15 protein-coding genes are annotated in these 23729 nt (G+C 61.1%); 6 read left to right on the top strand and 9 right to left on the bottom strand.

Annotation, left to right across the window (positions count from 1 at the left end):
- Nucleotides 1-26: 26 nt before the first annotated feature.
- The gene (locus IEV88_RS04245) at nt 27-2873 is read right to left on the bottom strand and encodes an Rne/Rng family ribonuclease (protein WP_188160027.1); all 2847 of its coding nucleotides are present in this window, start codon (nt 2871-2873) and stop codon (nt 27-29) included.
- A gap of 567 nt (nt 2874-3440) precedes the next feature.
- On the opposite strand from IEV88_RS04245, the gene IEV88_RS04250 reads away from it, so the two are divergent.
- From IEV88_RS04250 to prfB, 3 genes are all read left to right on the top strand, one after another.
- Entirely contained in the window at nt 3441-4919 is a 1479-nt protein-coding gene (locus IEV88_RS04250) for an N-acetylmuramoyl-L-alanine amidase family protein (RefSeq protein ID WP_188160028.1), read from the top strand.
- 391 nt (nt 4920-5310) lie between these two features.
- A complete protein-coding gene (locus tag IEV88_RS04255; protein ID WP_188160029.1) occupies nt 5311-7821 on the top strand; it encodes a penicillin-binding protein 1A in 2511 nt (836 codons plus the stop codon).
- A 42-nt stretch (nt 7822-7863) separates the two neighbouring features.
- A protein-coding gene (prfB, locus tag IEV88_RS04260) for a peptide chain release factor 2 (protein ID WP_188160030.1) occupies nt 7864-8971 on the top strand; the annotation gives its coding sequence in 2 pieces (ribosomal slippage) (nt 7864-7932 and nt 7934-8971; 1107 coding nt in all).
- A 143-nt stretch (nt 8972-9114) separates the two neighbouring features.
- Here prfB and IEV88_RS04265 read toward each other — a convergent pair.
- The 4 genes from IEV88_RS04265 to bcp form a co-directional block, all read right to left on the bottom strand.
- Complete coding sequence (locus tag IEV88_RS04265; protein WP_188160031.1) at nt 9115-9840, bottom strand: bactofilin family protein; 726 nt, start codon at nt 9838-9840, stop codon at nt 9115-9117.
- Nucleotides 9824-11164, bottom strand: a complete 1341-nt coding sequence (locus tag IEV88_RS04270) for a M23 family metallopeptidase (protein WP_188160032.1) — start codon at nt 11162-11164, stop codon at nt 9824-9826. The genes IEV88_RS04265 and IEV88_RS04270 overlap by 17 nt, the downstream gene beginning before the upstream one ends.
- 209 nt (nt 11165-11373) lie before the next feature.
- Entirely contained in the window at nt 11374-12177 is an 804-nt protein-coding gene (locus IEV88_RS04275; protein WP_206711343.1) for a ferritin-like domain-containing protein, read from the bottom strand.
- Nucleotides 12178-12217: 40 nt separating this feature from the next.
- Complete coding sequence (gene bcp, locus IEV88_RS04280) at nt 12218-12688, bottom strand: thioredoxin-dependent thiol peroxidase (protein WP_188160033.1); 471 nt, start codon at nt 12686-12688, stop codon at nt 12218-12220.
- A 201-nt stretch (nt 12689-12889) separates the two neighbouring features.
- Between bcp and IEV88_RS04285 the strand changes: the two genes are divergently transcribed.
- Nucleotides 12890-16399 (top strand): YhdP family protein, encoded by a 3510-nt coding sequence (locus IEV88_RS04285; protein WP_188160034.1) that lies wholly within the window; start codon nt 12890-12892, stop codon nt 16397-16399.
- A 24-nt stretch (nt 16400-16423) separates the two neighbouring features.
- Here IEV88_RS04285 and tyrS read toward each other — a convergent pair whose 3' ends face one another.
- The gene (gene tyrS / locus IEV88_RS04290; protein WP_188160035.1) at nt 16424-17707 is read right to left on the bottom strand and encodes a tyrosine--tRNA ligase; all 1284 of its coding nucleotides are present in this window, start codon (nt 17705-17707) and stop codon (nt 16424-16426) included.
- 167 nt (nt 17708-17874) lie between these two features.
- On the opposite strand from tyrS, the gene IEV88_RS04295 reads away from it, so the two are divergent.
- Nucleotides 17875-19014: an anhydro-N-acetylmuramic acid kinase gene (locus IEV88_RS04295; protein ID WP_206711344.1), complete on the top strand. Its 1140-nt coding sequence runs from the start codon at nt 17875-17877 to the stop codon at nt 19012-19014.
- Here the strand turns inward: IEV88_RS04295 and IEV88_RS04300 are convergent.
- On the bottom strand, nt 18941-20191 hold the full coding sequence (locus tag IEV88_RS04300) for an acyltransferase family protein (RefSeq protein WP_188160036.1): 1251 nt from the start codon (nt 20189-20191) through the stop codon (nt 18941-18943). The genes IEV88_RS04295 and IEV88_RS04300 overlap by 74 nt on opposite strands.
- 155 nt (nt 20192-20346) lie before the next feature.
- Between IEV88_RS04300 and IEV88_RS04305 the strand changes: the two genes are divergently transcribed.
- Nucleotides 20347-21264, top strand: a complete 918-nt coding sequence (locus IEV88_RS04305; RefSeq protein ID WP_188160037.1) for a LytTR family DNA-binding domain-containing protein — start codon at nt 20347-20349, stop codon at nt 21262-21264.
- Here IEV88_RS04305 and IEV88_RS04310 read toward each other — a convergent pair whose 3' ends face one another.
- The gene (locus IEV88_RS04310; RefSeq protein ID WP_188160038.1) at nt 21265-21729 is read right to left on the bottom strand and encodes a hypothetical protein; all 465 of its coding nucleotides are present in this window, start codon (nt 21727-21729) and stop codon (nt 21265-21267) included.
- A 72-nt stretch (nt 21730-21801) separates the two neighbouring features.
- Nucleotides 21802-23649 carry a DUF885 domain-containing protein gene (locus IEV88_RS04315; RefSeq protein ID WP_188160039.1) on the bottom strand — a complete coding sequence of 616 codons (1848 nt, stop codon included), beginning with the start codon at nt 23647-23649 and terminating at the stop codon, nt 21802-21804.
- Nucleotides 23650-23729: the final 80 nt, after the last annotated feature.

Genomic DNA, 23729 nt, shown 5'->3' on the forward strand with positions numbered 1-23729 from the left:
GGAGCCTGAAATGCGGCAGTCCGGGGTCAGTTCTTGCCGAGCGCGCGCTGCCACCAGCCGCTGCGTTTGGGACGATCATCATCGTCGTCATCGTCATTTTCGGCCTTGTCGGCGGTAGCGCCGTCGTGGCTATCTGGCTCCGACTGCGCTGACGGCTTATCGGCTTTCGCATCATCAGCTGCCGGGGCAGCGACGACCGCCGGCTCCGGCTCTTCGGCGCCGTCGGCTTTCTCGTTGTCTTGCTGTTCCTCATTTGAGTCAGCCTGAGGCGCGGGCTTCTGCTCCTCTGCTACGGCTACGGCCGCCTTTTCGACACGCTCATCGCGGCCATCCCGGTCGCCATTAGCGTCATTGGCAGGCTCGTTGGCCTTGTCTTTCCCGGTGTCATCCTGCCCGGTGTCATCCCGGGAGGTGTCATCCTGCGAGGAATCGTCACCGTTGGTGCTGACGTCTTTCTCGCCGCCATCGTCCTTGCCTGAGCTGTCGGCATCGGACCCTTCCATCACGGTCTGGTTGCCAGTGGCCTGATCTGAGGCTTCGGTCGATTCGTCGGACCCAGCCTCGGTATCGCTGTTGCGCTTACGGTTGCGACGGCCACCGCGGCGACCCCGGCGACGGCGACGTCGGCCACCGCCATCTTCGTTATCATCGTCGGAGGAGTCGTTGTTTTTGCTCGACTTTTCTTCTTCTTCCTCATCATCGCCGGAGTCAGACGATGACGTATCGTCGCGTGAGTCACTCGTCTCGCCGGACGGCTTGCCACGACCACGGCGACGGCGACGGCGGCGCGGCTTCTCATCGCCGCTGTCCTCCTCGCCATCGTCGGATGCATTGTCGTCGGACGCACTGTCGTCGTCGTCCTCGTCAACCGCATCGGCAGCCTCGGGCTCGTCCAACTCGGCGAAGTCGGCCGTGACGACGGCAGCACGGACCGGCATCTCGCGGGCAGGGCCACGCTTCTCGATCTCGTAAGTGTCTCCCGCCTTGTCCGGATCGGCGTTGATCTCGATCGTCAGGGCGTAGGTTTCCTCGATCCGGTTCAGCCAGTCACGCTTGTTGTTGAGGATGTAGAGGGCGACTTCGGTGGAGGTCGAAGCGGCAATCACCCCGGCACGGCCGGCGAGGGCCTCTTCCTCGATCGAGCGCAGGATGCGCAGGGCAGCCATTTCGTGGGAGCGGATCGCCCCGGCGCCATGGCAGGTCGGGCACTGGCGTGTCGTGCCGTCGACAATGCCGGAGCGGCGGCGCTGGCGCGACATTTCGAGAAGGCCGAAAGTGGAGATGCGGCCGAGCTGGATACGCGCCCGGTCGGTCTTCATCGCGTCCTTCAGCTTCTTCTCGACCGTGCGGTTGTTGCGATTCTCCTCCATGTCGATGAAATCGACCACGACGAGGCCGGCGAGGTCGCGCAGGCGGCACTGGCGGGCAACTTCAACTGCAGCCTCGCAATTGGTCTTCAGGGCGGTCGCCTCGATATTGCGTTCCTTGGTCGCCTTGCCCGAGTTGACGTCGATGGAGATCAGCGCCTCGGTCTGCTGAATGACGAGATAGCCGCCGGATTTCAGCTTAACGATCGGCTGGTACATCTCGTCGAGTTGCTGCTCGGTCTTGGTCGCGAGGAACAGCGGTACCTGATCGCGATAGGGCTGCACGTTCTTGGCGTGGGACGGCATGAGCATTTTCATGAAGTCCTTGGCCTCGCGATAGCCGGCCTCGCCCTGAACCAGGATGGAACCGATATCCTTGTCATAGAGGTCGCGGATCGCGCGCTTGATCAGGCTCGCCTCTTCATAGATGAGGCAGGGCGCGATGGAGCGCAGGGTCAGGTCGCGGATATTTTCCCACAGCCTGAGCAGATAGTCGTAATCGCGCTTGATCTCCGACTTGGTGCGCTTCGAACCGGCGGTGCGGATGATCAGCCCGAGGCCAGGCGGTATCTCCAGTTCGCTCATCGTCTTGCGCAGGCGCTTGCGGTCGGCGCCGTTTGTGATCTTGCGGGAAATGCCGCCGCCGCGGGACGTGTTCGGCATCAGCACGCAATAGCGGCCGGCCAGCGACAGATAGGTGGTCAGCGCCGCGCCTTTATTGCCGCGCTCTTCCTTCACGACCTGGACAAGCAGGATCTGGCGGCGCTTGATTACTTCCTGAATACGGTAGTTGCGCAGAAGCCTGATCCGCTCGCGGCGGGCATCGCGATAGCGGTCCTCGAGGCTTCTCTCCCGCCTCGTCCCGGACTTGCCCTTGCCAGACCTTCTTTCGTTCTCTTCGTCCTCAATCGCTTCGCTGGCCTCATCGCTGGTAGCATCGGCGATCAGCGCGGCACGGTCTTTGTAGCTGTCATCGTCATTATAGCCGTCTTCGTCGTCGCCTTCACCAAGGCTTTCGACTTCCTCGTTCGAGGTGTCGACAAGCTCGATATCGGCATCGGAATCATCATCGTCGTTGTCTTCATCCGACGACTGGGCACTGTCTGACTTGCTGTTCTGATTGCCTGAAGAGCCATTGTCGTCCTCGTCGTCGAAACTTTCGTCATCGAGATCGAGGTCGTCCTGTTCCTCGGCGACCATCTGGGCAGCGAGTTCCGCTTCCAGGTCCTCCGCCTTGCGCAGGATATCACGGTCGGAAACCGGGATCTGGTAGTAGTCGGAATGGATTTCGGAGAAGGCGAGGAAACCATGGCGGTTGCCGCCATATTCGACAAAGGCGGCCTGCAGCGATGGTTCGACCCGGGTGACCCGGGCAAGATAGATATTTCCTCTTAGCGGCTTTCTTGATTCAGATTCAAAATCAAAGTCTTCAACTTTTCCGTTCGAGATGACCGCCACACGGGTCTCTTCCCGGTGGCTCGCATCGATAAGCATTTTCTTTGGCATGTAATTGAGCTCCGCAGCGCGCGGCCGACTCCGGCTCGCGGCTGGTCGTGTTATGGCCATGGCCCCGGAACGGACTGCGGGCTTGCGCAACCGAAGATGCGCTCCGCAAAAGCGGGGCCTCGGTCTGCAGCATGTCTGTCGCGGGTGAAATCATGGCGGGTCTAGAACTATTCCCTGTGGGAGCCTGACCAAGATGGGCGGGCTCCTGTTGGATTCTGGTGTGTCCTGTTCGCGCGCTGTGGAAGCGCCGCGCGGCCGTCGGAACTTGCGGCCGTTCATCCCGTGCAGGGGGCGACTCGTCGGTCGCGCCCGGCCTGGAAACTCATCTCGACAAATTGCCCTACATCGGCCTAAAGCACAATAGAACAATTTTGTCCTGTCCTGACATTATCACCGACCTGTCTGCAAGGTGTTAAGGCGGTATTAACGAAGTTTCCACTATCGTTAATTTTCGGGTCCTGTGAAGGAGACTCAGGGCATTGTGCGCCTAGCAAATTCAGGATTCAGCTAGTAAACATGGTCCCGGCGTTAATGATGATTCTTTCAACCATACGGCTTCCGCAAGGGTTGACCCGCACTATCGCGTTCATGATGGCGGCGGTTGTCGGTGCGCTGTCCGCTACGGTTTTGACCGGTGCCCAGGCTGCGTTGGATAATTCCGGGCAGGGGGCGAACGTATTCGATGTGCGCTTCGGTCTCGGCGAAAACGGCCGCACCCGAATCGTCCTGGACATTTCCGCCGATCCCCACTACCGGGCTTTCCTGCGGCGCACGCCGGATGGCGACAAGCAGCTGGCGATCGAGATCGATCAGGCGGCCTTCGACATTGGCGGCTTCGATGCCGGCGCCGGCGAAGGCATCGGCCATATCGGCACCTATGCCTATAGCGATGGTGATGATGGTCTCGCGACCCTGTCCTTCGACCTCGCCCGGACAGCTGTGCCCCATGCCGTTTTCCTGATCGCCCCCAAGGACGGAACCGGTCACTACCGGCTCGTCGTCGACATGACCAATGCGTCCGAAGCAGCCTTCTCCGACAAGCTGTCGATGGAATATGGACCCATGCGCGGGGGCGTGCGGGTGAAGCCAGTCATCAAGGCGGAACCGGCCGCGTCAGCCACAGCTGACGCCGTTGTTGCGTCACCTGAAGAGCCGGAAAAAACACAGCAAAATCAGAATGATGATGAGCATATTGCAAAAGCGGCCCTCGCCAGCGCCCAGAGTTTTACCGCGTTAGACGGCCTGCCGGTCCCTCGTATCAAGCCAGGCATGCTGGCGCAGAAGCCGGTACCGGGCGACCCGCGCGGCGTGAGCCTTTCCCGCGGCGGCAATGGGCGAAAGGTCATCATCGATGCCGGCCATGGCGGCAGGGATCCGGGCGCGATCGGTCAGGGCGGCACTTACGAAAAGACGGTAACCCTGTCTGCTGCCCAGCAATTGAAGACGATTCTTACCGAGCGTGGCTACGAGGTCATCATGACCCGCGACAGCGACGTGAAGATCGAACTTGAAGATCGCATGCCGCGCCTGTCCAAGGAAGCGGCCGACCTGTTCATCTCCATCCATGCCGATTCGATTGCCAATACGGATGTCCGCGGCGCCTCGGTCTATACCCTGTCCAGAAAAGGCGATTTGCGGCTGGCCAACCAGATCAACCAGGGCGTCAGGAACGGCCAATCGGTGGTGGCAAATGTCGATCTGTCGACACTCGATGCCGATATCGGCCAGATTGTCGCCGACCTCTCCATGTCCCGTGTCCAGGAACAGTCGGCAATGCTCGCCAACCACCTGATCGAACATCTCAGCGGGCGCGTGCCAATGGTCAACAACACCCATCGCCAGGATAATCTCAAGGTGCTGCTGGCGCCGGACGTGCCGGCAGTCCTGCTGGAACTCGGCTTCATGAGCAACATTCATGACGAGGCCAACCTCATCCGCGAAGACTGGCGCAGGGGTACGATGACTTACGTCGCCGATGCAATCGACGAGTACATGGCGACATTGCCGCCGGTTCGGCATGCATCGTTGACCGATGGCGCCCGCTGAGCGACGAAATTTCCTTACACTTTTCTCATCGGGACCATTGAGCCTCGCTCATGCCATCTTTTTCAGCTAGAGAAAGACCGGATGGTGACGGACCGGACGAACAAGACACCGATGAACAAGACACCTATGAACAAGACGGGGGCTGGTATTCGCAGACGGCTGCTGCCACCCTCCACAGCGCCTCTATGCGGGGCGTAAACTGCGATGAGCCAATACTTGCTGGTGCGGACAGGGCATGACTGACAAAAACACTCCTCCGATTTCTTCCGGAAAGCCGCCGCGATCCTCGTATGATGATCCGGACAAGCCATTGCGTGCGAGCCGGCCTGCCGGAGACCCTGCGCCTGCGCCGAAGCGCCGCCGCGGCTTCACCCTGCCAGGCTGGGCGAGCATGACGCTCAAGATTTTTGGCGGCCTCGCCGCCGTCGGCGTCGTCGCTGGCGTCGCCGTCGTTATCTATGCCTTCATCTATGTCTCCGGCCTCGACCTGCCTGCCTATGAGCAGCTTGAAGAGTACGAGCCGCCGGTCACGACCCGCGTCCATGCCGGCGACGGCACGCTGGTCGCCGAATTCGCCCGGGAGCGGCGCCTGTTCGTGCCCGTGGAAGTGATGCCGCCCGCCGTGAAATACGCTTTCATTTCCGCCGAGGACAAGGGCTTCTACGAGCATTCGGGCCTTGATTACGTCGGTATCGTCCGCGCCAACATCAACAATATCTCGAATATCCTGAACGATCGTCCGCTCGAAGGGGGCTCGACCATCACGCAGCAGGTTGCCAAGAACTTCCTGCTCACTTCGGAGCAGAAGATCGAGCGCAAGGTGAAGGAGATGCTGATCGCCCGGCGCATGGAAAAAGCCTTCACAAAGGACCGGATCCTCGAGCTTTATCTGAACGAAATCTATCTCGGCAATCGCTCCTACGGTGTTGCTGCGGCGGCTCTAAACTATTTTGGTAAGTCCCTGGAAGAACTGGATATTGCCGAGGCTGCCTATCTTGCCACACTGGCCAAGGCGCCGAGCAATTATCATCCAGTCTATAATGAGGACCGAGCCCTTGACCGCCGGAACTGGATCATCAACCGGATGTTTGAGGACGGGCATGTCACCAGGGAAGAGCGCGATGCCTCACAGGCCCAGCCGCTCGGCGCGGTGATCGCGCCGCCGCTGGGCGCGCGCTCGTCGGACATGGAATATTTCGCCGAGGAGGTGCGTCGCCAGGTCGGCGAGCGCTACTCCGTGGAGGCGCTGTATGACGGCGGTCTCTCGGTGCGCTCGACCCTCGATCCGCGCCTGCAGCGCGCCGCCAATCGCGCCTTCCGCAAATGGCTCGTCGTCTATGACCAGCGCCATGGCTGGCGCGGCGAGGTTTCGACCCTCGATGTGCCTGCCGATCTCGAGGAAAGGGCCGATATCGACGTGCGCGAGGGCGAGGAAGTGCCTTTTGCCTGGCAGCAGGCGCTGAAGGATGAAATCCAGCGCCTTGCCGATACCAACAGATATGCCGATGACCTTGCCCCGTGGCAGCTGGTTCTGGTCCTCGATGTCAGCCAGCGTTCGGCAACGATCGGCCTTGCCGACGGCACACGAGCGACACTGCCGCTTGCCGCCGCGACCTGGGCGCGTTCCTATGTCAATGTCGACGCCCAGGGTCCGGAAGTCAGCAATCTCAATCAGGTGCTCGAGGCAGGCGACGTTGTCTATGTCGAGCCCTTCCAGAATGACGCCGGCGAGACGGTCGAGGGCCAGTACGCGCTGCGCCAGGTGCCGGCCGTCAATGGTGGCATGCTGGTCATGGACCCGCATACGGGCCGCGTGCTTGCGATGGTCGGCGGCTTTTCGTTCGGCCTGTCGGAATTCAACCGAGCGACCCAGGCAAACCGCCAGCCGGGCTCGACCTTCAAGCCATTCGTCTATGCCGCCGCGATCGACAATGGCTATACGCCGTCATCGATCGTGCTCGATGCGCCGTTCGTGGCGCCGAGCCTCGGCGATGACTGGTGGAAGCCGGGCAATTACATCGCCGGCCGCTTCTATGGCGAATCGACCCTGCGCCTTGGCATCGAGAAATCGCGCAACACCATGACCGCGCGTCTGGCGCAGGATGTTGGTATCGACACGATCATCGAATATGCCGAACGCTTCGGTGTGTCCGATACGCTGCCGCGCGAACTGGCGATCTCCCTCGGCGCGGGCGAGACCAGCCTGCCGCGGCTGACCTCGGCCTATTCCATCTTCGTCAATGGCGGGCGGCGGATCGAGCCGGTCCTGATAGACCGCATCCAGAACCGCTATGGCGAGACGATCTACAAGCGCGATACCCGCGCCTGCGGCGACTGCAATGTCGAGGCGTGGGACGGCCAGAATGAACCTTATGTCGCGGACCTGCGCGACCAGGTCATTGACCCGCGCACGGCCTATCAGATGGTGTCGATCCTCGAGGGCGTCATCCAGCGCGGCACCGGGACGAGGGTGAAGGAAGCCGTGCCGAACAAGCCGATCGCCGGCAAGACCGGGACGACCGACGACTACAAGGATGCCTGGTTCGTCGGCTTCTCGCCCGACCTCGCCGCCGGGATCTATGTCGGCTTCGACCTGCCTGCCTCCATGGGCCAGGGCGAGGGGGGCGGTATCGTCGCGGCTCCGATCTTCGGCGAGTTCATGGCTGAAGCCCTCAAGGACGAACCGGCCCTGCCGTTCCGCGTACCGTCAGGCATCCGTCTCGTGCGTGTCGATGCCAAGACAGGCCGTCCTGCACGCCAGGGTCAGTCCGACGTCATCCTCGAGGCGTTCAAGGCCGAGGACAATATCGATGGTTCTTCCGGCACGAATATGAGCGGGACTTATGTCGATGAGAGCGATAGCGATGAAACCGTTGACGATGATCTCGGCGGGCTTTACTGACGGCCCCTCGCGATGATTTGAACCGAGGAGCTAACAGGTCCAATGCGTGCGGAAATACTCAATCATGCCGAGCAGATCAGGGCATCCCTGGATCTGCTGAGGAGGCGTCTTTGACTGGGATGTCGCAACAGCCCGTCTCAACGAACTGAACGCCAAGGCCGAAGAGCCAAGCCTCTGGGATGATCCTGACAATGCCCAGGCGCTGATGCGCGAACGCACGCGTCTCGACAGTGCCGTCACCGCGCTTACAGAGATCCAGACCGAGCTCGACGATACGCTGGCCCTGGCAGAAATGTCGGAAGAGGAGGGTGACAATGATGCCCTCGACGAGGCGCAGGATATCCTGGCCACGCTGCGCAAGCGGGCCGGGCAGGCAGAGCTTGAAGCGCTGCTATCCGGCGAGGCTGACGCCAATAATGCTTATGTTGAGATCCATCCCGGCGCCGGCGGTACCGAGAGCAATGACTGGGCTTCGATGCTGATGCGCATGTATATGCGCTGGGCGCAGCAGCATGGTCACAAGGTCGAGGTGATCGAGGAGCAGGCAGGCGATGAAGCCGGCATCAAGTCGGCGACGCTGTTGATCAAGGGCGAGAATGCCTATGGCTGGCTGAAGACGGAGTCCGGCGTGCATCGCCTCGTGCGCATTTCTCCCTTCGATTCCGCCGACCGCCGGCACACATCGTTTGCCTCGATCTGGGTCTATCCGGAAATCGACGACCGCATCGAGATCGAAATCAATGAGAGCGATTGCCGGGTCGATACCTATCGTGCCTCCGGCGCCGGTGGACAGCATATCAACACGACCGACAGCGCCGTGCGGATCACGCATATACCCACCAATATCGTCGTGCAGTGCCAGTCAGAACGCTCCCAGCACAAGAACCGGGCAACAGCCTGGAAAATGCTGAAGGCGCGGCTCTATGAACGGGAATTGCAAAAGCGTGAGGAAGCAGCGCAGGCAGAAGCCGACTCCAAGACCGATATCGGCTGGGGCCACCAGATCCGTTCCTACGTCCTGCAGCCCTATCAGATGGTCAAGGACCTGCGTACCCATGTGGAGAGCGGTAGCCCGGACCAGGTCCTCGGCGGCGATCTCGACGAATTCCTCGCCGCCGGTCTGGCCCATCGTGTGACCGGCGAGACCTGATCCCGTTGCCTGAACAGGCGGATGCCCGGCCCTTCGGGCTTCTCCAGGATCGGGGCAGAGCAAGGCGGCCCTTTGGCCGCAAGAGAAAAGGCCCTGAAAAAATCAGGGCCTTTTGCAGAATTTCCGATATCCGGTATGAACCTCTAGCGCAGGTCCGGCTTGCCCGCTCGATTGAGGAATGGCGAGGATGGACGCTGGCCGCCAGAGCCTGGCAGGGATTTGAGCAGCGGCGGGCGCGTGGTCTCTTCCGGTTCGGCTTCGGCGGCAATCGTCTCTTCTTCTTCTTCGACACCGGCGCTGATCTCGACATGAGCCTGTTCTTCGGCGGCGGCGACGGTTCGGGGCTGGCTGCGCTTCAGGCCGGACGGCTGTGCCCCGCCTTCATCTTCCTGCGGGTTCTCGGAATGGCGGCAGGAGCCTTCGAACCGGGCGCCGCTTTCGATCGACAGGGCGGTGTGGACGATGTCACCCTTGACGATCGCGGTCATCGCCAGCTCGACGGAATTGGCGCGGATCGTGCCCTCGACAGTGCCGGCAACCTTGACCTTGTCGGCGATAACCTCGCCAGTGACCACGGCGCCTTCGCCGATCACCAGACCCTTGGCGCCGATATTGCCTTCGATCACGCCATCGAACTGGACCTCGCCCTCGGCCTCGATCGAGCCCCTGATGACCACATCGCTTGAGATGAGGGACGGGACGCTCGCGGCATTGCCGGTATTGCGGCGATTATTGCCAGCGAGACGGCTGCTGCGCTCCTGCTTCACCGGTTTCCTGGGTTGCTGCGGTTGCTGCGCTTCGGGCGCATCACCGATCTCTACCAAGCCCTGGCTGTCGGCATTGGCTTCTTGTTTAGCTTTCGAAAACATATCTTCCTGCCTCAATAAAACGCATGGGGTCGATTTGTTTGTCTTGATAGAGAATTTCGTAGTGACAGTGCGGCCCCGTGCTGCGCCCTGTATTCCCCAGATACCCGATCACATCGTGAAGGCCGACCTTTTGCCCTGTCCGGACCTTCAACGAATCCATATGCGCATAACGCGTTACAAAACCGTTGCCGTGGTCAATCTCCACATAGTTCCCGAAACCGTTATAGCGGTTTCCTGAATAGATGACTACTCCCGGTGCTGTCGCCACGATCGGCGAGCGCCAGGCAGCTGCAATGTCGAGGCCGAGATGCTGCTGCATGCGTGAGCGGTTTTTCGGATCGACACGGAGGCCAAACTGACTGGTTTTGCGGTGGGGCTTGATGACAGGGGTCGACAGCGGCACGGATTTAAGGGCGCTGGCGAGGACGTTGAGTTCCTGCATGCTCTGGTAGATGCGGTTGGCGCTCTGGTAATAGACCGAGGGCATGCCGGTGGGATTGTCGGGGCTGATATCAGGGCCGCCCTTGCCATTGAGGAAATCGACTTCGGCCAGTTGCACCTTGTCGCCGCTGATATTTGCGCGGGCGAGAATGTAGCTGGAATCGACACCGGTATAGTCGAGGATGCGGGCGATCTCCGCGCTCTTGGCACGAACCTCTTCCTCGACAGAGGCCATCAACACCATCTGGCGGGCGGACAGCTCGGCGGTCTGGACCCGCATATCGGCGAGAACCGTGTTCTCCAGGCCCGAGACGATCTCGTGCGACATGACTTCGCGCAGGGCCTGATCGGAAATGCGGGCTTCACGCGACTGACGCGGTGTCGGTTCACGACCGACGGCATCGACCATGATCCGGTTGCCATTCGGGATGATGTTGCCGCTGGGGTCGCCGATCGTGGACAGGTTGCGCGACAGGGTTTCGATTTCCTGATCCAGCGTGCGCTTGTTGTTGACGATAGCGCGCAGGGTTTCGTGCCGATTCTCAAGTTGGGAAATTGCGGCGTCGAATTCCTGGGAGAAAATAACGTTTAGCGTATTGATCTCGTCATAGGCCCTTTGCGCGTCGGACAGCTTGCGGCGATAAGCCGTGTCCATGGAGCGGCGCTCCTTGTCTTTCGCAAGGATGATCTGTTCCTTGAAGACCACGTTGACCGAGGAATAGGCGACCCAGCACAGGGCAACACCGAGGACCGCGGCAAGGGCGATCTGGGTACGCATGGACAGCTTAATGAAACGGACGACGCCGTCACTGCGGTGATAGATCTGGCGTTCTCGAAAGAGACGCCCCAGGACCCTCATCACCTTGCCAGTTTGTCGGCTCATTCGCTCTGTGCCCTTTACTGCCGCCTCTGCAACGCTCTCGGGTCCCTGTTGCAAAAGGCGAACCACTCACCCTAGTGTTACATTGCAACAAATATGGCAAAAAAGCGCAACAGGGATATGACGCCATTAACTAAATTTCTGTGCGAAAAGTAATATCTGCCTGCGGCATACAGGCCACAGCAAGGCGTTCTACGCAACTTACAACAAATTTAGTCTGACAGATTAAGGTAAAAATTTCGTTCGAAGCCGGCCATTTCACGGGCGTCGTGGTTGAAAGGCTGTTTCAATCCGCCCTGAAAGCGCTTGCGGACATAGTCCTGGAAGCGTTCGCGCGGGTCTAACCCGGCCCGGCTGCACAACTCCTTCAGCCAGCGCGCGCCGATGGCGACATGGGAAATCTCATCCTCATAAATGACCGAGAGCAGCTGGGCGCTGGTCGCATCCCCCGCATGGCGCAGGCTGTCGATCATCTGCGGCGTGACGTCGAGGCCACGCGCTTCCAGCACCAGGGGCGCGATGGCGAGGCGGGCCATGACATCGTCGGCGGTTTTCAGGGCCGCTTCCCACAAGCCGTCATGGGCGGGCAGGGCGCCATAGGACGAGCCGAGCCCCTGAAGCCGGTCTGCGATCATCAGGAAGTGACGGCATTCATCATCCCCGACGGTCAGCCAGTCAGTGATAAATTCGTGCCTCAGATCGTCCGCCACATCCGGGCCAAACCGGGCAATCATGTCAAAGGCAAGGTCGATGGCATTCAGTTCGATATGCGTCAGCGCATGGAGGAGGGCGACGCGACCCTCGGGCGTGCCGGCGCGTCGGCGCGGTACCTGCGCTGGAGGCACGAGTTCAGGTTTTTCCGGTCGTCCGGGACGGTCTGGCAGCGCATTGCTGCCCGGGTTCATGTCGAGCCTGCCCGCCACCCAATTGTCGTGGACTTCGCGGCCGGCCCTCGCTTTCTCGCTGGCATCATCTGCCCTGACGACGCTTATCGCGGCATCGAAGATACTGGTCACTGCTGGATTCCCTCCAATCTCGGTTTTCCTCTGATCGCGATCAGGAAAGAGCCCTGGCGGCTTCCAGAACGGCATCGACATGGCCCGGCACCTTCACCTTGCGCCAGATCTCGCGTACCATGCCCTTGCCGTCGATCAGGAATGTCGACCGGTCGATGCCCATATATTTTTTGCCATACATGCTCTTCTCGACCCAAGAGCCATAGGCCTCAATCGTCCCGCCGTCCGGATCGGACGCCAGATCGATCCCCAACTCATGTTTCTGCTTGAACTTCTCGTGCTTGGCGACGGTGTCCCTGGAGACGCCGAGAATGACCGCGCCGGCCTCCTCGAAGTCCTTCACGCGCCCGGTAAAGCCGAGCGCCTGTTTCGTGCAGCCGGGCGTGTCGTCCTTGGGATAGAAGTAAAGAACGAGCGTACGACCGGCATAGTCGGATAATGACACAGTTTTGCCGTCATCCCTTGCTAGGGAAAAATCAGGTGCCTTGTCGCCGGTTTCCGGTTTGGTCATGCATCATCCTCCACAACATGGTCGATCACTGGTGAGGATATAAGCGGGTCGCTTGTGGCGACCAGCCAATAGAGGCGCTGTGACAGGCATCGGGCCGACAAAGGGCCGGTTTTTCCGCAGTTGCGGCATGACGCCAAGACTGTTTTAGTATCACACGGTTACGTGCGGCGGCACAGGGCGCGGCACATTGGGCGGAAACAGATGAAAGCGAAACTGGGTAAAGCTTGTCTCCTCTTTTTTGAGGGCCTGGCACTGTGCATCGCCTTGCTGGCGGGGCTTGCCTTTTTCGCTCACTGGAAAATCTCCCATGGCGGCCTGTCGCTCGACCTGATGTCTGCACCGCTTTCCTATGCTTTTGAAAAACGCCTGAGCGATGGCAGCGATGTCGTGATCGGCTCGCTGCGCCTTCAGCGGGATATCGATGCAGGAGAGGGAAAGGCCGGACCCTTGCGGATCGTGGCCGAGAACCTGATCGTTTCGGGCCCTGAAGGTCAGGAGATGCTAGAACTGCCGCAGGTCGCTTTTCGCCTGCGCACCGGCGATCTCATCCGGGGCCGTGCGACGCCGCGCTATGTGGATATTGCCGGCGCCGTCCTGTCGGTGACGCGCACCGAGGAGGGCCGCATCGATTTCGGTATCATCCGCCAGCAGTCGGAAGAGGATATCGCCGAAAGCGGGAATTTTCTCGACAGCCTGTTCGCCGGCAGCGGCGGGTCGGCGCCCGACTCCTTGTTCGAGGGGGCCATCCTGAACGACACGACGGTGACCTTCACCGATAACATGACCGGCCAAGTCTGGCGCACCAGCGGCGCCAAGGCCGAAGTCTGGAAAACCACGACCGGTTTCGACATGTCTCTCGATGCCTCATTCCGTGTCGAGGGCGAGGAAGCGTGGCTGCGGTTGAACGGCAGCCTCAACGAACGGCGTGAGCAATTGACCTTCAAGGTAACGGCGCGGTCCGCGCCCGTCTCCAACCTTGTCAGCATGGTTGCCGGTCGCAGCATGGGCGAACGTATCAACGCGACCCTTTCCGGCAGTATCGAGGCAATCGCGGATTTCGCCGGCGAGATCCAGTCAAGCCGCATCGATCTGACCATGACTGATGGCGATCTGCGCCTCGGCGACATGGCCATTCCGATCTCCCAGATCATGCTGCAGGCAGATTATCTGCCCGAACGGCGGACCTTTTCCATTGACGAGTTCGATTACTCGATCCGCGGCAATGAAGGAAACCTGCGCGGCTTCGTCAGCCTTGGTGCCGTCGAGGACGGGGCGGGGCTGGAGCCGGAAACGGTCGAGTTCAACCTCGCGGCCCAGAACCTCGTCGTTGATCTGCCTGGCATCACGGCAGAGCCGCTGTCGATCGGTGAAAGTGACTTTGCCGGGCGCTTCGATGTCCCCGGACTGCATCTGATCGTCGATCAGCTCACAGCCAGCTATTTCGGTGAAACCATTGACGGCTCGATGCAGATCCTGCTGCCACAGGAGGACGGGCAGTCGACAGGCGTGATCGCCGATGCGTCCATCACCGGCACCCTGTCGCCGCAGGAAGTGCTGCGCGGCTGGCCGGTGATCCTGGCGCCCGATGCAAGGCTGTGGATCGACGAGCAATTGCCGTCCGCCCGTATCAGCAAGATCGATTTCGTCATGGACATGCCGCGCGGCGCGATCAAGCCGGAAACGGCGCTCGGCGAAGAGATGATGACCCTGTCCTTCGCCTTTGATCGCGCGACCGCCTATTACGTCCCGGGCATGACGCCGATCACCGGCGCCCGGGGCAGCGGCATCCTGAAGGGCAATTCATTCTATCTGTCGACCGATACCGCCCGCATCGGTGCTGTCAACGTGCCCAAGGGCGAGGTCGATATTCCGGCCTTCATGCCCAAGGGGGCACCCGCCTATTTCCGGGCGACGCTGGAGGGCGATCTTCAGGATATCCTGTCGATCATTGACGAGGAGCCGTTGCGCTTCCTTGAACAGGCAGGCTTTTCGGCGGACCGGTTTGCCGGGAACGCGACCTTCGATTTCGAGATGATGCGGCCCCAGCTGACCTATGTGCCGGAGGAGGATTACGAGTTCTCCGGTGCCGGTACCTTCACGGATGTCTCGATCGAGGACATAGTCGGGACCTACGATGTCGAGCGGGCCGACGGCACGCTCGAACTGGACAAGCAGGGCATGCGGGTCGCCGGCAATGCGGCATTGATCGGACTGCCGGTCGACTATGTCTGGACCCGGACTTTCGAGGAGGTGCCGGACATCAACCTTGTCGCGACGGGGACGCTCGACTCGCAAAGTGCGGACGATTTCGGCATTTCCCTGCGCCAGTACCTGCGCGGGCAGGTGCCGTTCCGGCTGACGGCGCATCAGACGGGTGACGTCTATGACGATATCGCGCTCAGCGCCAACCTCACTGACGCCCAGATCAGCCTCGACATGCTGAACTATAACAAGGCAGCCGGGGCACGCGGGGCGCTCGATATCGCGCTGGTGCCCCCCGCGGAAGGCGTCGAGGGTAGCAATTGGGACATCACCAGGATCAGTCTCGACACGGACGACCTCGACATATTCGGCAGCGTCGAGCTGGAGCCCGACGGGGAACTGGTGGAGGTATCGATCAAAAGGCTCTTCATTCGCGACCGCGCCGACCTCAGGATCGGCCTTGCCCGGCAGGATGAAATAATCGCGGCCAATATCCATGGCGCCTATGCCAATATCGACCTTTTCGGCGACAACCTGTTTACAGGGGGCGGTGCAGAAGGCGGTAACGCCATACTGCCCGATGATGTGCGCCTGTCGGTCAAGCTCGACCGGCTCGAACTGAAAAAGGATGTCATCGTCAATGGCTACGACGCGCTTCTGTCGCGCTCTGGCGGCAGTCTGAGCGATATTGCCATGTCAGGTGATTTTGCCGGTGAGGGCGCATTCGTTGTCACGCTGGAGAACAGCGAGCAGAATATTGGCCGCGAACTGGTGGTCGAGACGGACAATCTCGGTGCCGTTGCCGGCGGCCTGTTCGATATCTCGTCTATCCAGGGTGGCACGGCGGCCTATCGCGCAACGCTGCTGACCGATGGGCCCGTCGCCGGTACGTTGACGGCGCAGGATTTCCGCGTTGCCAATGCACCGCTGATAGCGCGCCTTCTCTCGGCCGGATCTCTGACCGGTCTGTCGGATATACTCTCCGGCGAGGGTATCGAATTCACCGAAGTCATCGCCGATGTTCAGTATGATGAGGGTGAGATGAGCATCATCGATGCCCGCGCGACCGGGCCGTCTCTCGGCGTATCCGTCGGCGGCAATGTCGATTTTTCCAAGGATTCCTTCGATCTCAACGGTGCCGTTGCCCCTGCCTATGGCGTCAATTCCATGCTCGGCAATATTCCCGGCTTCGGCGAGCTGCTGGTTTCGCGCAAGGGCGAGGGCGTCGTGGCATTCTCTTACATGATCGACGGACCGGTCGCCGGGCCGACGGTCACGGTGAATGCCCTGTCGCTGTTCACCCCGGGAATTTTCAGGCGCATCTTCGAACCGATCCGGGGCGGCCAGCCGTCGACGGCGGAATTGCTGGATGAGGCGGTCGAGGCAGCGGAGAAGCAGGCGCAGGCGACCGGACCGAAAAGACAGTACACGGCGAGCGCCGAACAGATGAAGCTGCTGCGCGACAATCTGGCTGTCTTCCGCGAGCAGCTGGAACAGGCCGGATACTGATCCCGCCGGGCTGTGAGGGAAGGTTTAGCCCGCGATCCTGACCAGGGCGTGTTTCTTCTTGCCGATGGACAGCTTGATCGCGCCGTCCCTGACGTCATCCGTGCCCAGAGGACGCTCCTCTGACAGGGCCTCGTCATTGATGCGCAAGGCACCGGCCTTGATGTGACGTCGGCCTTCACCTTTCGAGGCGATGAGCCCGGTCTCGAGGAACGGATCGAGCAGGTGCAGACCCTCCGCCAGAGCGGACGGGGTGACATCGACCGAGGGCAGATTGCCGGCAGACGAGCCTTCCTCGAATGTGCGCCGCGCGGTCTCCGCGGCGTCTTCCGCTGCTTCGCGCCCGTGCAGCATGGCGGTCACTTCCGTCGCCAGTACCTTCTTGGCATCGTTGACCTCTGCCCCTTCCAGCGTGGCAAGCCGGCGGACCTCGTCCATCGGCATGGCGGTGAAGAGCGCCAGCATACGCCCGACATCGGCGTCCTCTGTGTTGCGCCAGTATTGCCAGTAGTCATACGGGCTCAGCATGTCGGCGTTCAGCCAGATGGCGCCGCCTTCGGTCTTGCCCATCTTCCTGCCGGAGGCGGTGGTCAGCAGCGGCGTGGTCACGCCGAAGACCTGTTCGGAGTCATCGCCCGCGGCAGCCGCGACGCGGCGGCACAGCTCGACGCCGTTGACGATATTGCCCCATTGGTCCGAGCCGCCCATCTGCAACACGCAGCCATGGCGCCTCTGCAGCTCCAGGAAATCATAGGCCTGCATTAGCATGTAGTTGAATTCGAGGAACGTCATCGGGCTTTCCCGCTCCAGCCGCAGCTTGACCGAGTCGAAAGCCAGCATGCGGTTGATGGTGAAATGAACCCCGTAATCGCGCAGGAACTCGACATAGCCTAGCTGCGACAGCCAGTCGTCATTATTGACCATGACGGCCCAATTTTTTTCAGGGGCGCCCTTGCCGTCGCCAAAGGTCAGGAACTTGTTGAAGACCTGCTTGATGCCCGTGATATTGCGCTCGATATCGGCGTCGGTCAGCAGCTTGCGCTGTTCATCCTTGCCGGTCGGATCGCCGACTTTCGTCGTGCCGCCGCCCATCAGCGCAATTGGCCGGTGACCGGTCTGCTGCAGCCAGTAGAGCAGCATGATCTGCACGAGCGAGCCTGCGTGCAGGCTCGTCGCCGTCGCGTCGAAGCCGATATAGCCGGTGATCGACTCCCTTGCCGCGAGGGCATCCAGCGCGTCCATGTTGGTGCCCTGATGGATGAAGCCGCGCTCCGACAGGATGCGCAGGAAATCTGATTTGAACTCGCTCATCGTCTTGCCTTCCGGAATGATCCGGATGGCTATAGGCGATACCGGCTGGCAGGTCCAGAACGGGGAGCTATTTGAGACATAACCGGTTGTAACAGGCGGGAGCGCATTGTTTTCCGGCGGCAACGCGCAGTATCATGCGTTGACGCAAGGATAGCCCCGGACTGACAATGAGCCTGACAGAACGCATCATGACAGCGATCGGCCTGATGAGCGGCACGTCGCTCGACGGGATCGATGTGGCTGTCATCAAAACCGATGGTTACAAGATCCATGACTGGGGCCCGGTGCTCAGCTACCCCTATGAGCGCGACGCCAAGATCTGGGTGCGCCGGGCGATCAAGGCGGCGCTGGAAGGGCGTGAAGGGGGCGAGGAGATCGCCAAAGCGGTAGACGAGGTGACCACCTCCCACATCCATGCCGTCCAGCGGTTGATGGAGCACAACCACCTGACCCGCGACGAGATCGATGTCATCGGCTTTCATGGCCAGACCATCCTGCACCGCCCGCCGCTCGACAGCGCGAGCAAGGGCAGGACCTGGCAGATCGGCTCCGGCGACGTCATGGCCAAGGAATTGCGCATCGATGTCGTCGATCAATTCCGCATGGCGGACATGGCCGCTGGCGGCGAGGGCGCGCCGCTGGCGCCCGCCTATCATGCTGCGCTGGCGAAGGGTCTGCAGCGCGATCATCCGCTCTGTGTGCTGAATCTCGGCGGCGTCTCAAATCTGACCTTCATTCCCGCAGGCGCCAATCCGGCGGATATGATCGCGTTCGATTGCGGGCCGGGTAACGGGCTGGTCGACCAGTGGGTTGACCTGAAGACCGGCGAGGCGATGGACACGGACGGAGCGCTCGCTGCCGCCGGGTCGGTCGAAGAGGACACGGTGCGGCTGATGGCGCTGAACCCGTATCTGCGCCGCAAGCCGCCAAAGTCTCTCGATCGCTATGATTTCAAGTATGATGCTGTCAGGGAGATGAGCGTCGAGGATGGTGCGGCGACGCTGACGGCGTTTACGGCGGAATGCATCAAGCGTTCGATGTCGCTGCTGCCGGCACCGCCGGAAGAGTGGATCGTGGTCGGGGGCGGGCGCCATAATCCCGTGCTGATGGCCATGCTCGCCGACCGGCTGGACGCCCCGGTCCGGCCGGCGGAGGATGTCGGCTGGCGCGGCGATCATCTGGAAGCGGAGTGTTTTGCCTATCTCGCCGTGCGCTCGCTGAAGAAGCTGCCGCTCAGCTGGCCGAAGACGACGCGGGTGCCTCACGCGCTGACTGGCGGGCATCACCACCGCGCGCCGTGGCAATAGGTGCATGGCCGGCCAGCCGCATCCCGAAGAAGGGACGCAGGATGACGGAGCGGCGAATGGCTTCAGCTCCGGCGAGGCAACCGAGAATGGTCGCGGCTGACAGCAAGGCGAATTCCAGCCCGGCGGGCAGGGCTATCTTCGCGAGATAATATCCGGCTGCGACGGTGATCGTCTGGTGCAGGATGTACCAGGCAAAGATCATGTCGGACATGTAGCGCCGCGCCGGGCTGTCCCGATCGAGGAAGCGCTGGCCGAGCCCGAGGATGGCGAGGATCACCCACCAGGCATACAGCACCCGGAGTGACTGGATGGCTGCCAGCATCGAGGGATTGTTTTCCAGAAGACCCAACAGGACTGTCTCCTGCCAGAAATGGGAAAAGGCAAAGGTGCAGAGCACGACGAGTACGAGCGTGACCGGCAGCGCCAGACGCACGGCCCGCCAGAAGCCTTCGTTCTTTGCCAGCAAGAAACCGAGCAGCAGGACGGTCAGCGAGTTGGCGTGATTGGCCCAGTCCCAGACAAGGTCATGGGTCGTCTCGAAATACGGCACGAGGGTGAAGCGATAGAGGACGAAGGGCAGGGCGGGCACGACCAGAATTAGCGGCCAGGCTTTCGCCGGCAGGCGGTCGGCCTGTCGGGAGAGCGCCCTGAGTGGCTTGATCAGCAAGATGACGATCCACGTGTAAACCAGGAGGTAGACGACATACCAGAGATGGTTCCAGGTTGGCACGATCAGCTGCCAGCGCTCCATCACGCCGGCATCGAAGCTGAGATAGTCGGCATAGAAGGCACCGAAGCCTGCCTCGATCACGCCGGCCTGGCGCAGCTGGTAATAGCTTTGCGGGGCAACGACGACAGCCATGCCGAAGAGGATTGGCAGGATCAGGCGCAAGGTGCGCCTGCCCGAAAAACTGGCGAGGGCGCCCTTGTCGGTGACATGGCGCAGCGCGATACCGGAAATCAGGAAGAGCAGCGCCAGCCGCCACGGATTGACCAGCATCATCGCGAATTCAGGCGCGGTGCTCGCATGGGGGCTTTTCACATGCCAGTCCCACGTCACGTAGAACATGCCGATATGGTAGAAGATGAGGACGCCGAAGGCGATGACACGCAGCCAGTCGAGATCGTAGCGGCGAGCGTTGGTCCGGGTATTGGCGGAGGGATTTGCGAGGGACATGAGACTTCTCCTTTGGTCCATCACATGCCGTGTCGCCGGCCATGTCATTCCGGACGGTTCGGAGAGCGGCCCGCAGGGACGATCGTCGGGTTTGTCATTAATCAGGGGTCGGATTTGAGGCTGATGGGACGAATGGAGGGTGCCGAGGGACGAAATTGGCGCGCTTTTTCTTGCCCGCCACGGCCGACCCGCGCGATTATCAGCACATGACAGAGCAAAGGCATCACCCGCAGCTACAGGCCGAGCAGGCGCGCGACCGGCGCACGGATATCTGGGCGTGGGTCGCCGTCGTGATCATTACGCTTGGCTTCTTCATAGTCGATATCGTCTCGGAGATGACCGACGGCACCTATGCCGGCGAGCCGGGGCGCTGGCAACAATTCGTGCTGTTCGACGGCTCCAGCATCGTCGTCCTGTTCGCCCTGTTTCCGGTCCTGTTGTGGCTGACGCGGCGCTGGCCACTATCGCTGCAAGATTGGAAAAGGATTATACCGATCTACGCGCTGGCTTCGCTGATCTGGTCGGCGATCCATATTGCCGGCATGGTCGCGATCCGGAAGGTCTTGTATCCTTTGATTTTCGAGGGGCTCTATAGCTTCAACCGGGCGGGCGGCTTCTGGCTGGAGATGCTGTACGAGTATCGCAAGGACCTGCTGACCTTCACGCTCTACCTCGCAGTCATCTATGCTTTCCGGCACATGGCCGATTTACGCCGGGAAGTGCAGACTGCCCGGACCGAGGCGCGCCGGTCGAGCCGCATCACCCTGAAAAGCGGCGGCAGCACCATCTTCCTCGATGCGCAGCGTGTCGACTGGGCCCGGGCGGCGGGCAATTATGTCGAGATCAGTGCCGGCGGCACGGTGCATCTCGCCCGGATCAGCCTGACCGCCCTCGATGAACAATTACAGGCGGCCGGCACGGATATCGTCCGCACCCACCGGTCATGGCTGGTCAACAGGGCGCGGCTTCGGGAGGTGCGACCGACAGGCGAGGGCGACCAGATCGCCATCCTTCAGTCCGGCGAGGAAGTGCCGGTCAGCCGCCGCTATCGCGATGCGCTGGCTGCGTCCTGACTAAAGGCCGCCGACGATCCGGTTATATTCTTCGAACAATATGTCGAAGGAGGGGAGGCAATAATCATGGTCTACGGCAGCGTTCGGCACCCAGAAAGTGACCTTGGTTTGATAGTCCGCGTCTGACAGGGACATGAATTTCGAATAGGCGGTGTCGAAGTATTCCTGGCCTTGCGGCAAATCCAGGTTCGGGATCACCGCCTTGAAGGCATCGGGTCCCTCGTCGAAAATTTCCTTGGTATTCTCCAGGGATGCGATGTTCACTTCCATGGCATCGACACCGTCTTCCTTGCCCATTGCCCGCAGATCCTCTGCCATGATCTTTCCAAGCGCGACGCCACCGGCGGTGGTGCCGTTACACTCACTCACCCGGTTGAATGCCGATTGCATGTCCTGCGTGGCAGCAATTGCGTGATAGTTCAGGGTAAGTCCTGCAGCGACAAGGGCTGCCAGCATCAGACGCATGATCTCGATCTCCGTGTTCGGGAAATCATGATCTGCTCGGCGCGGGTTGACTATCCCCTGTTCAGGTAACCTTCAGAGTTTTTCGCTCATGATCCATTCATCGACGCGACGCTCGAGGATTTCGAGCGGAACGGGACCGGCGGTGAGGATGCGGTCGTGGAATTCGGCAATGTCGAAATCATCGCCAAGCGCGTCCTGGGCCCTGGCACGCAAGTCCAGCAGCTTGTTCATGCCGATTTTATAGGCCGTCGCCTGGCCGGGCAAGACGATGTAACGTTCGATCGCCTTGACGCAGTCGCCCTCCGGGTTCGGCGTATTCGCGATCAGATAGTCGATCGCTTGCTGCATCTCCCAGCCTTTCGAGTGAAGGCCGGTATCGACGACGAGACGGGCGGCGCGCCACAGCTCCATGGCAAGGCGGCCGAAATCCGAATAGGGGTCCTCATAGAAACCGAGATCCTTGCCGAGATATTCGGAATAGAGACCCCATCCCTCCGTATAGGCCGTAAAGCCGCCGAACTGGCGGAACTTCGGCAGGCCTTCCATCTCGATCTGGATTGCCCGCTGCATGTGGTGGCCGGGGATCGCCTCGTGATAGACGAGCGCCTCGAGCTGATAGGTCGGCATCTGGCCCATATCAGCGAGGTTGGCATAGAAAATACCGGGCCGCGAGCCATCCGGCGCGGGCTGGTTATAGAACGCCTTGCCGGCGGCGCGTTCGCGGAACGGCTCGACCCGGCGCACCTCGACCGGCGCCTTCGGCAGGGTGACGAACAGGTCTGGCAGGCGCGGGCGGATATTGTCCGTATAGCCTCGGGCCAGCTCCAGATAGGCCTCGCGGCCTTCATCCGTGTTCGGCAGGTAGAATTCCTCGCTCGTTCGCATATAGCTGAAGAAGTCCTGCAGGCTGCCGTCGAAGCCGACTTCAGTCATGATCGCGTGCATTTCCTCATGGATGCGGGCAACTTCCGACAGGCCAAGCTCGTGGATCTGGTCTGCCGTCATGTCGGTCGTGGTGTAATTTTCCAGCAGAACAGCGTAATAGGCATCGCCGTTCTTGCTGCCATTGGGCCCGCCGACACCGAAATTGCCCTCGACCGTCTCACCTACAGCCTCAACCCTGGCAATGAAGTCGCTATAGGCGGCCTCGACCTCCGGCAGGGTGCCGAGCAGGTCTTCCAGCAATTGGGTCTTGACGTCATCGCCGATGTTTGTGCTGGCGAGTTTCGACTTGAAGGCGGCGAGGATCGGCGAGTCATCGCCATTGTCGAACGGTGCGCCGGTGATGACGTTGCGTGCCGCCTCGGCGATCAGCGGATAGGAGAACTCCGGCAGGGTGTAGCCATTCTTGCCGCCAGCCTCGATCTGGCTCGCCGCCTCGTCGAGTACGGTATCGATATTGGAGACGCGCAGGATATAGTTCTGGGCATCCTCCACCGTCTCGACCTTGTGGTAGTTGGCAAGGAAGACCGGGATCGAGGAGTGGATGCCGCGGAACTGCGACAGCGGGAAGCGGTGCTTGCGGAAATCGTCAAGCGCCAGTTCCTGTTGCAGGTCGTAGAGGAAGAGATCGTAGTTGAGCTTGCCTTCCTCGCTCAAGGCGTCGCGCTGGAATTGCGATGTCAGCGCCAGCATCTGCCGCTCCAGCAGCGCACGGCGGCGGTTCGCGGCGGCCGGCGTGCGCTCGTCCCACTGGTCCATCATCGTCTTGCGACCGTAATAGGTCTGGCTTTCCGGCGACAGGGCGAGCTGTTCTTCCCAGGCGGCGTCGAGGAACAGGACGAGATTCGTATCCTGGTTCTCGCCGGACATCTGCTGACCGGCTGCGCCAGCCCCCTGCGCCGGTTGCTCTTTTGCCGTGGGTTGGCTGCAGGCAGCCAGCAAGATCAGGGCAGCGCCCGCCAGGAAATGCTTCTTCATGTCGTCTCCGTCACTGATACCGGCTGATATCATGGACCGGTTTGCGTCCGCACCGGAAGACCCGGACGCAGTTTTACCCC

Source organism: Aquisalinus flavus, from assembly GCF_014640095.1.
Classification (GTDB): Bacteria; Pseudomonadota; Alphaproteobacteria; order Caulobacterales; family Parvularculaceae; genus Aquisalinus; species Aquisalinus flavus.

Bases quoted from the DNA above. Each gene is read 5' to 3' on its own strand.
- IEV88_RS04245 (WP_188160027.1), bottom strand. From the start codon at position 2,873: ATGCCAAAGAAAATGCTTATCGATGCGAGCCACCGGGAAGAGACCCGT.
- IEV88_RS04255 (WP_188160029.1), top strand. From the start codon at position 5,311: ATGACGCTCAAGATTTTTGGCGGCCTCGCCGCCGTCGGCGTCGTCGCT.
- bcp (WP_188160033.1), bottom strand. From the start codon at position 12,688: ATGACCAAACCGGAAACCGGCGACAAGGCACCTGATTTTTCCCTAGCA.
- IEV88_RS04270 (WP_188160032.1), bottom strand. From the start codon at position 11,164: ATGAGCCGACAAACTGGCAAGGTGATGAGGGTCCTGGGGCGTCTCTTT.
- IEV88_RS04300 (WP_188160036.1), bottom strand. From the start codon at position 20,191: ATGTCCCTCGCAAATCCCTCCGCCAATACCCGGACCAACGCTCGCCGC.
- tyrS (WP_188160035.1), bottom strand. From the start codon at position 17,707: ATGAGCGAGTTCAAATCAGATTTCCTGCGCATCCTGTCGGAGCGCGGC.
- IEV88_RS04285 (WP_188160034.1), top strand. From the start codon at position 12,890: ATGAAAGCGAAACTGGGTAAAGCTTGTCTCCTCTTTTTTGAGGGCCTG.
- IEV88_RS04295 (WP_206711344.1), top strand. From the start codon at position 17,875: ATGAGCCTGACAGAACGCATCATGACAGCGATCGGCCTGATGAGCGGC.
- IEV88_RS04265 (WP_188160031.1), bottom strand. From the start codon at position 9,840: ATGTTTTCGAAAGCTAAACAAGAAGCCAATGCCGACAGCCAGGGCTTG.
- IEV88_RS04310 (WP_188160038.1), bottom strand. From the start codon at position 21,729: ATGCGTCTGATGCTGGCAGCCCTTGTCGCTGCAGGACTTACCCTGAAC.
- IEV88_RS04315 (WP_188160039.1), bottom strand. From the start codon at position 23,649: ATGAAGAAGCATTTCCTGGCGGGCGCTGCCCTGATCTTGCTGGCTGCC.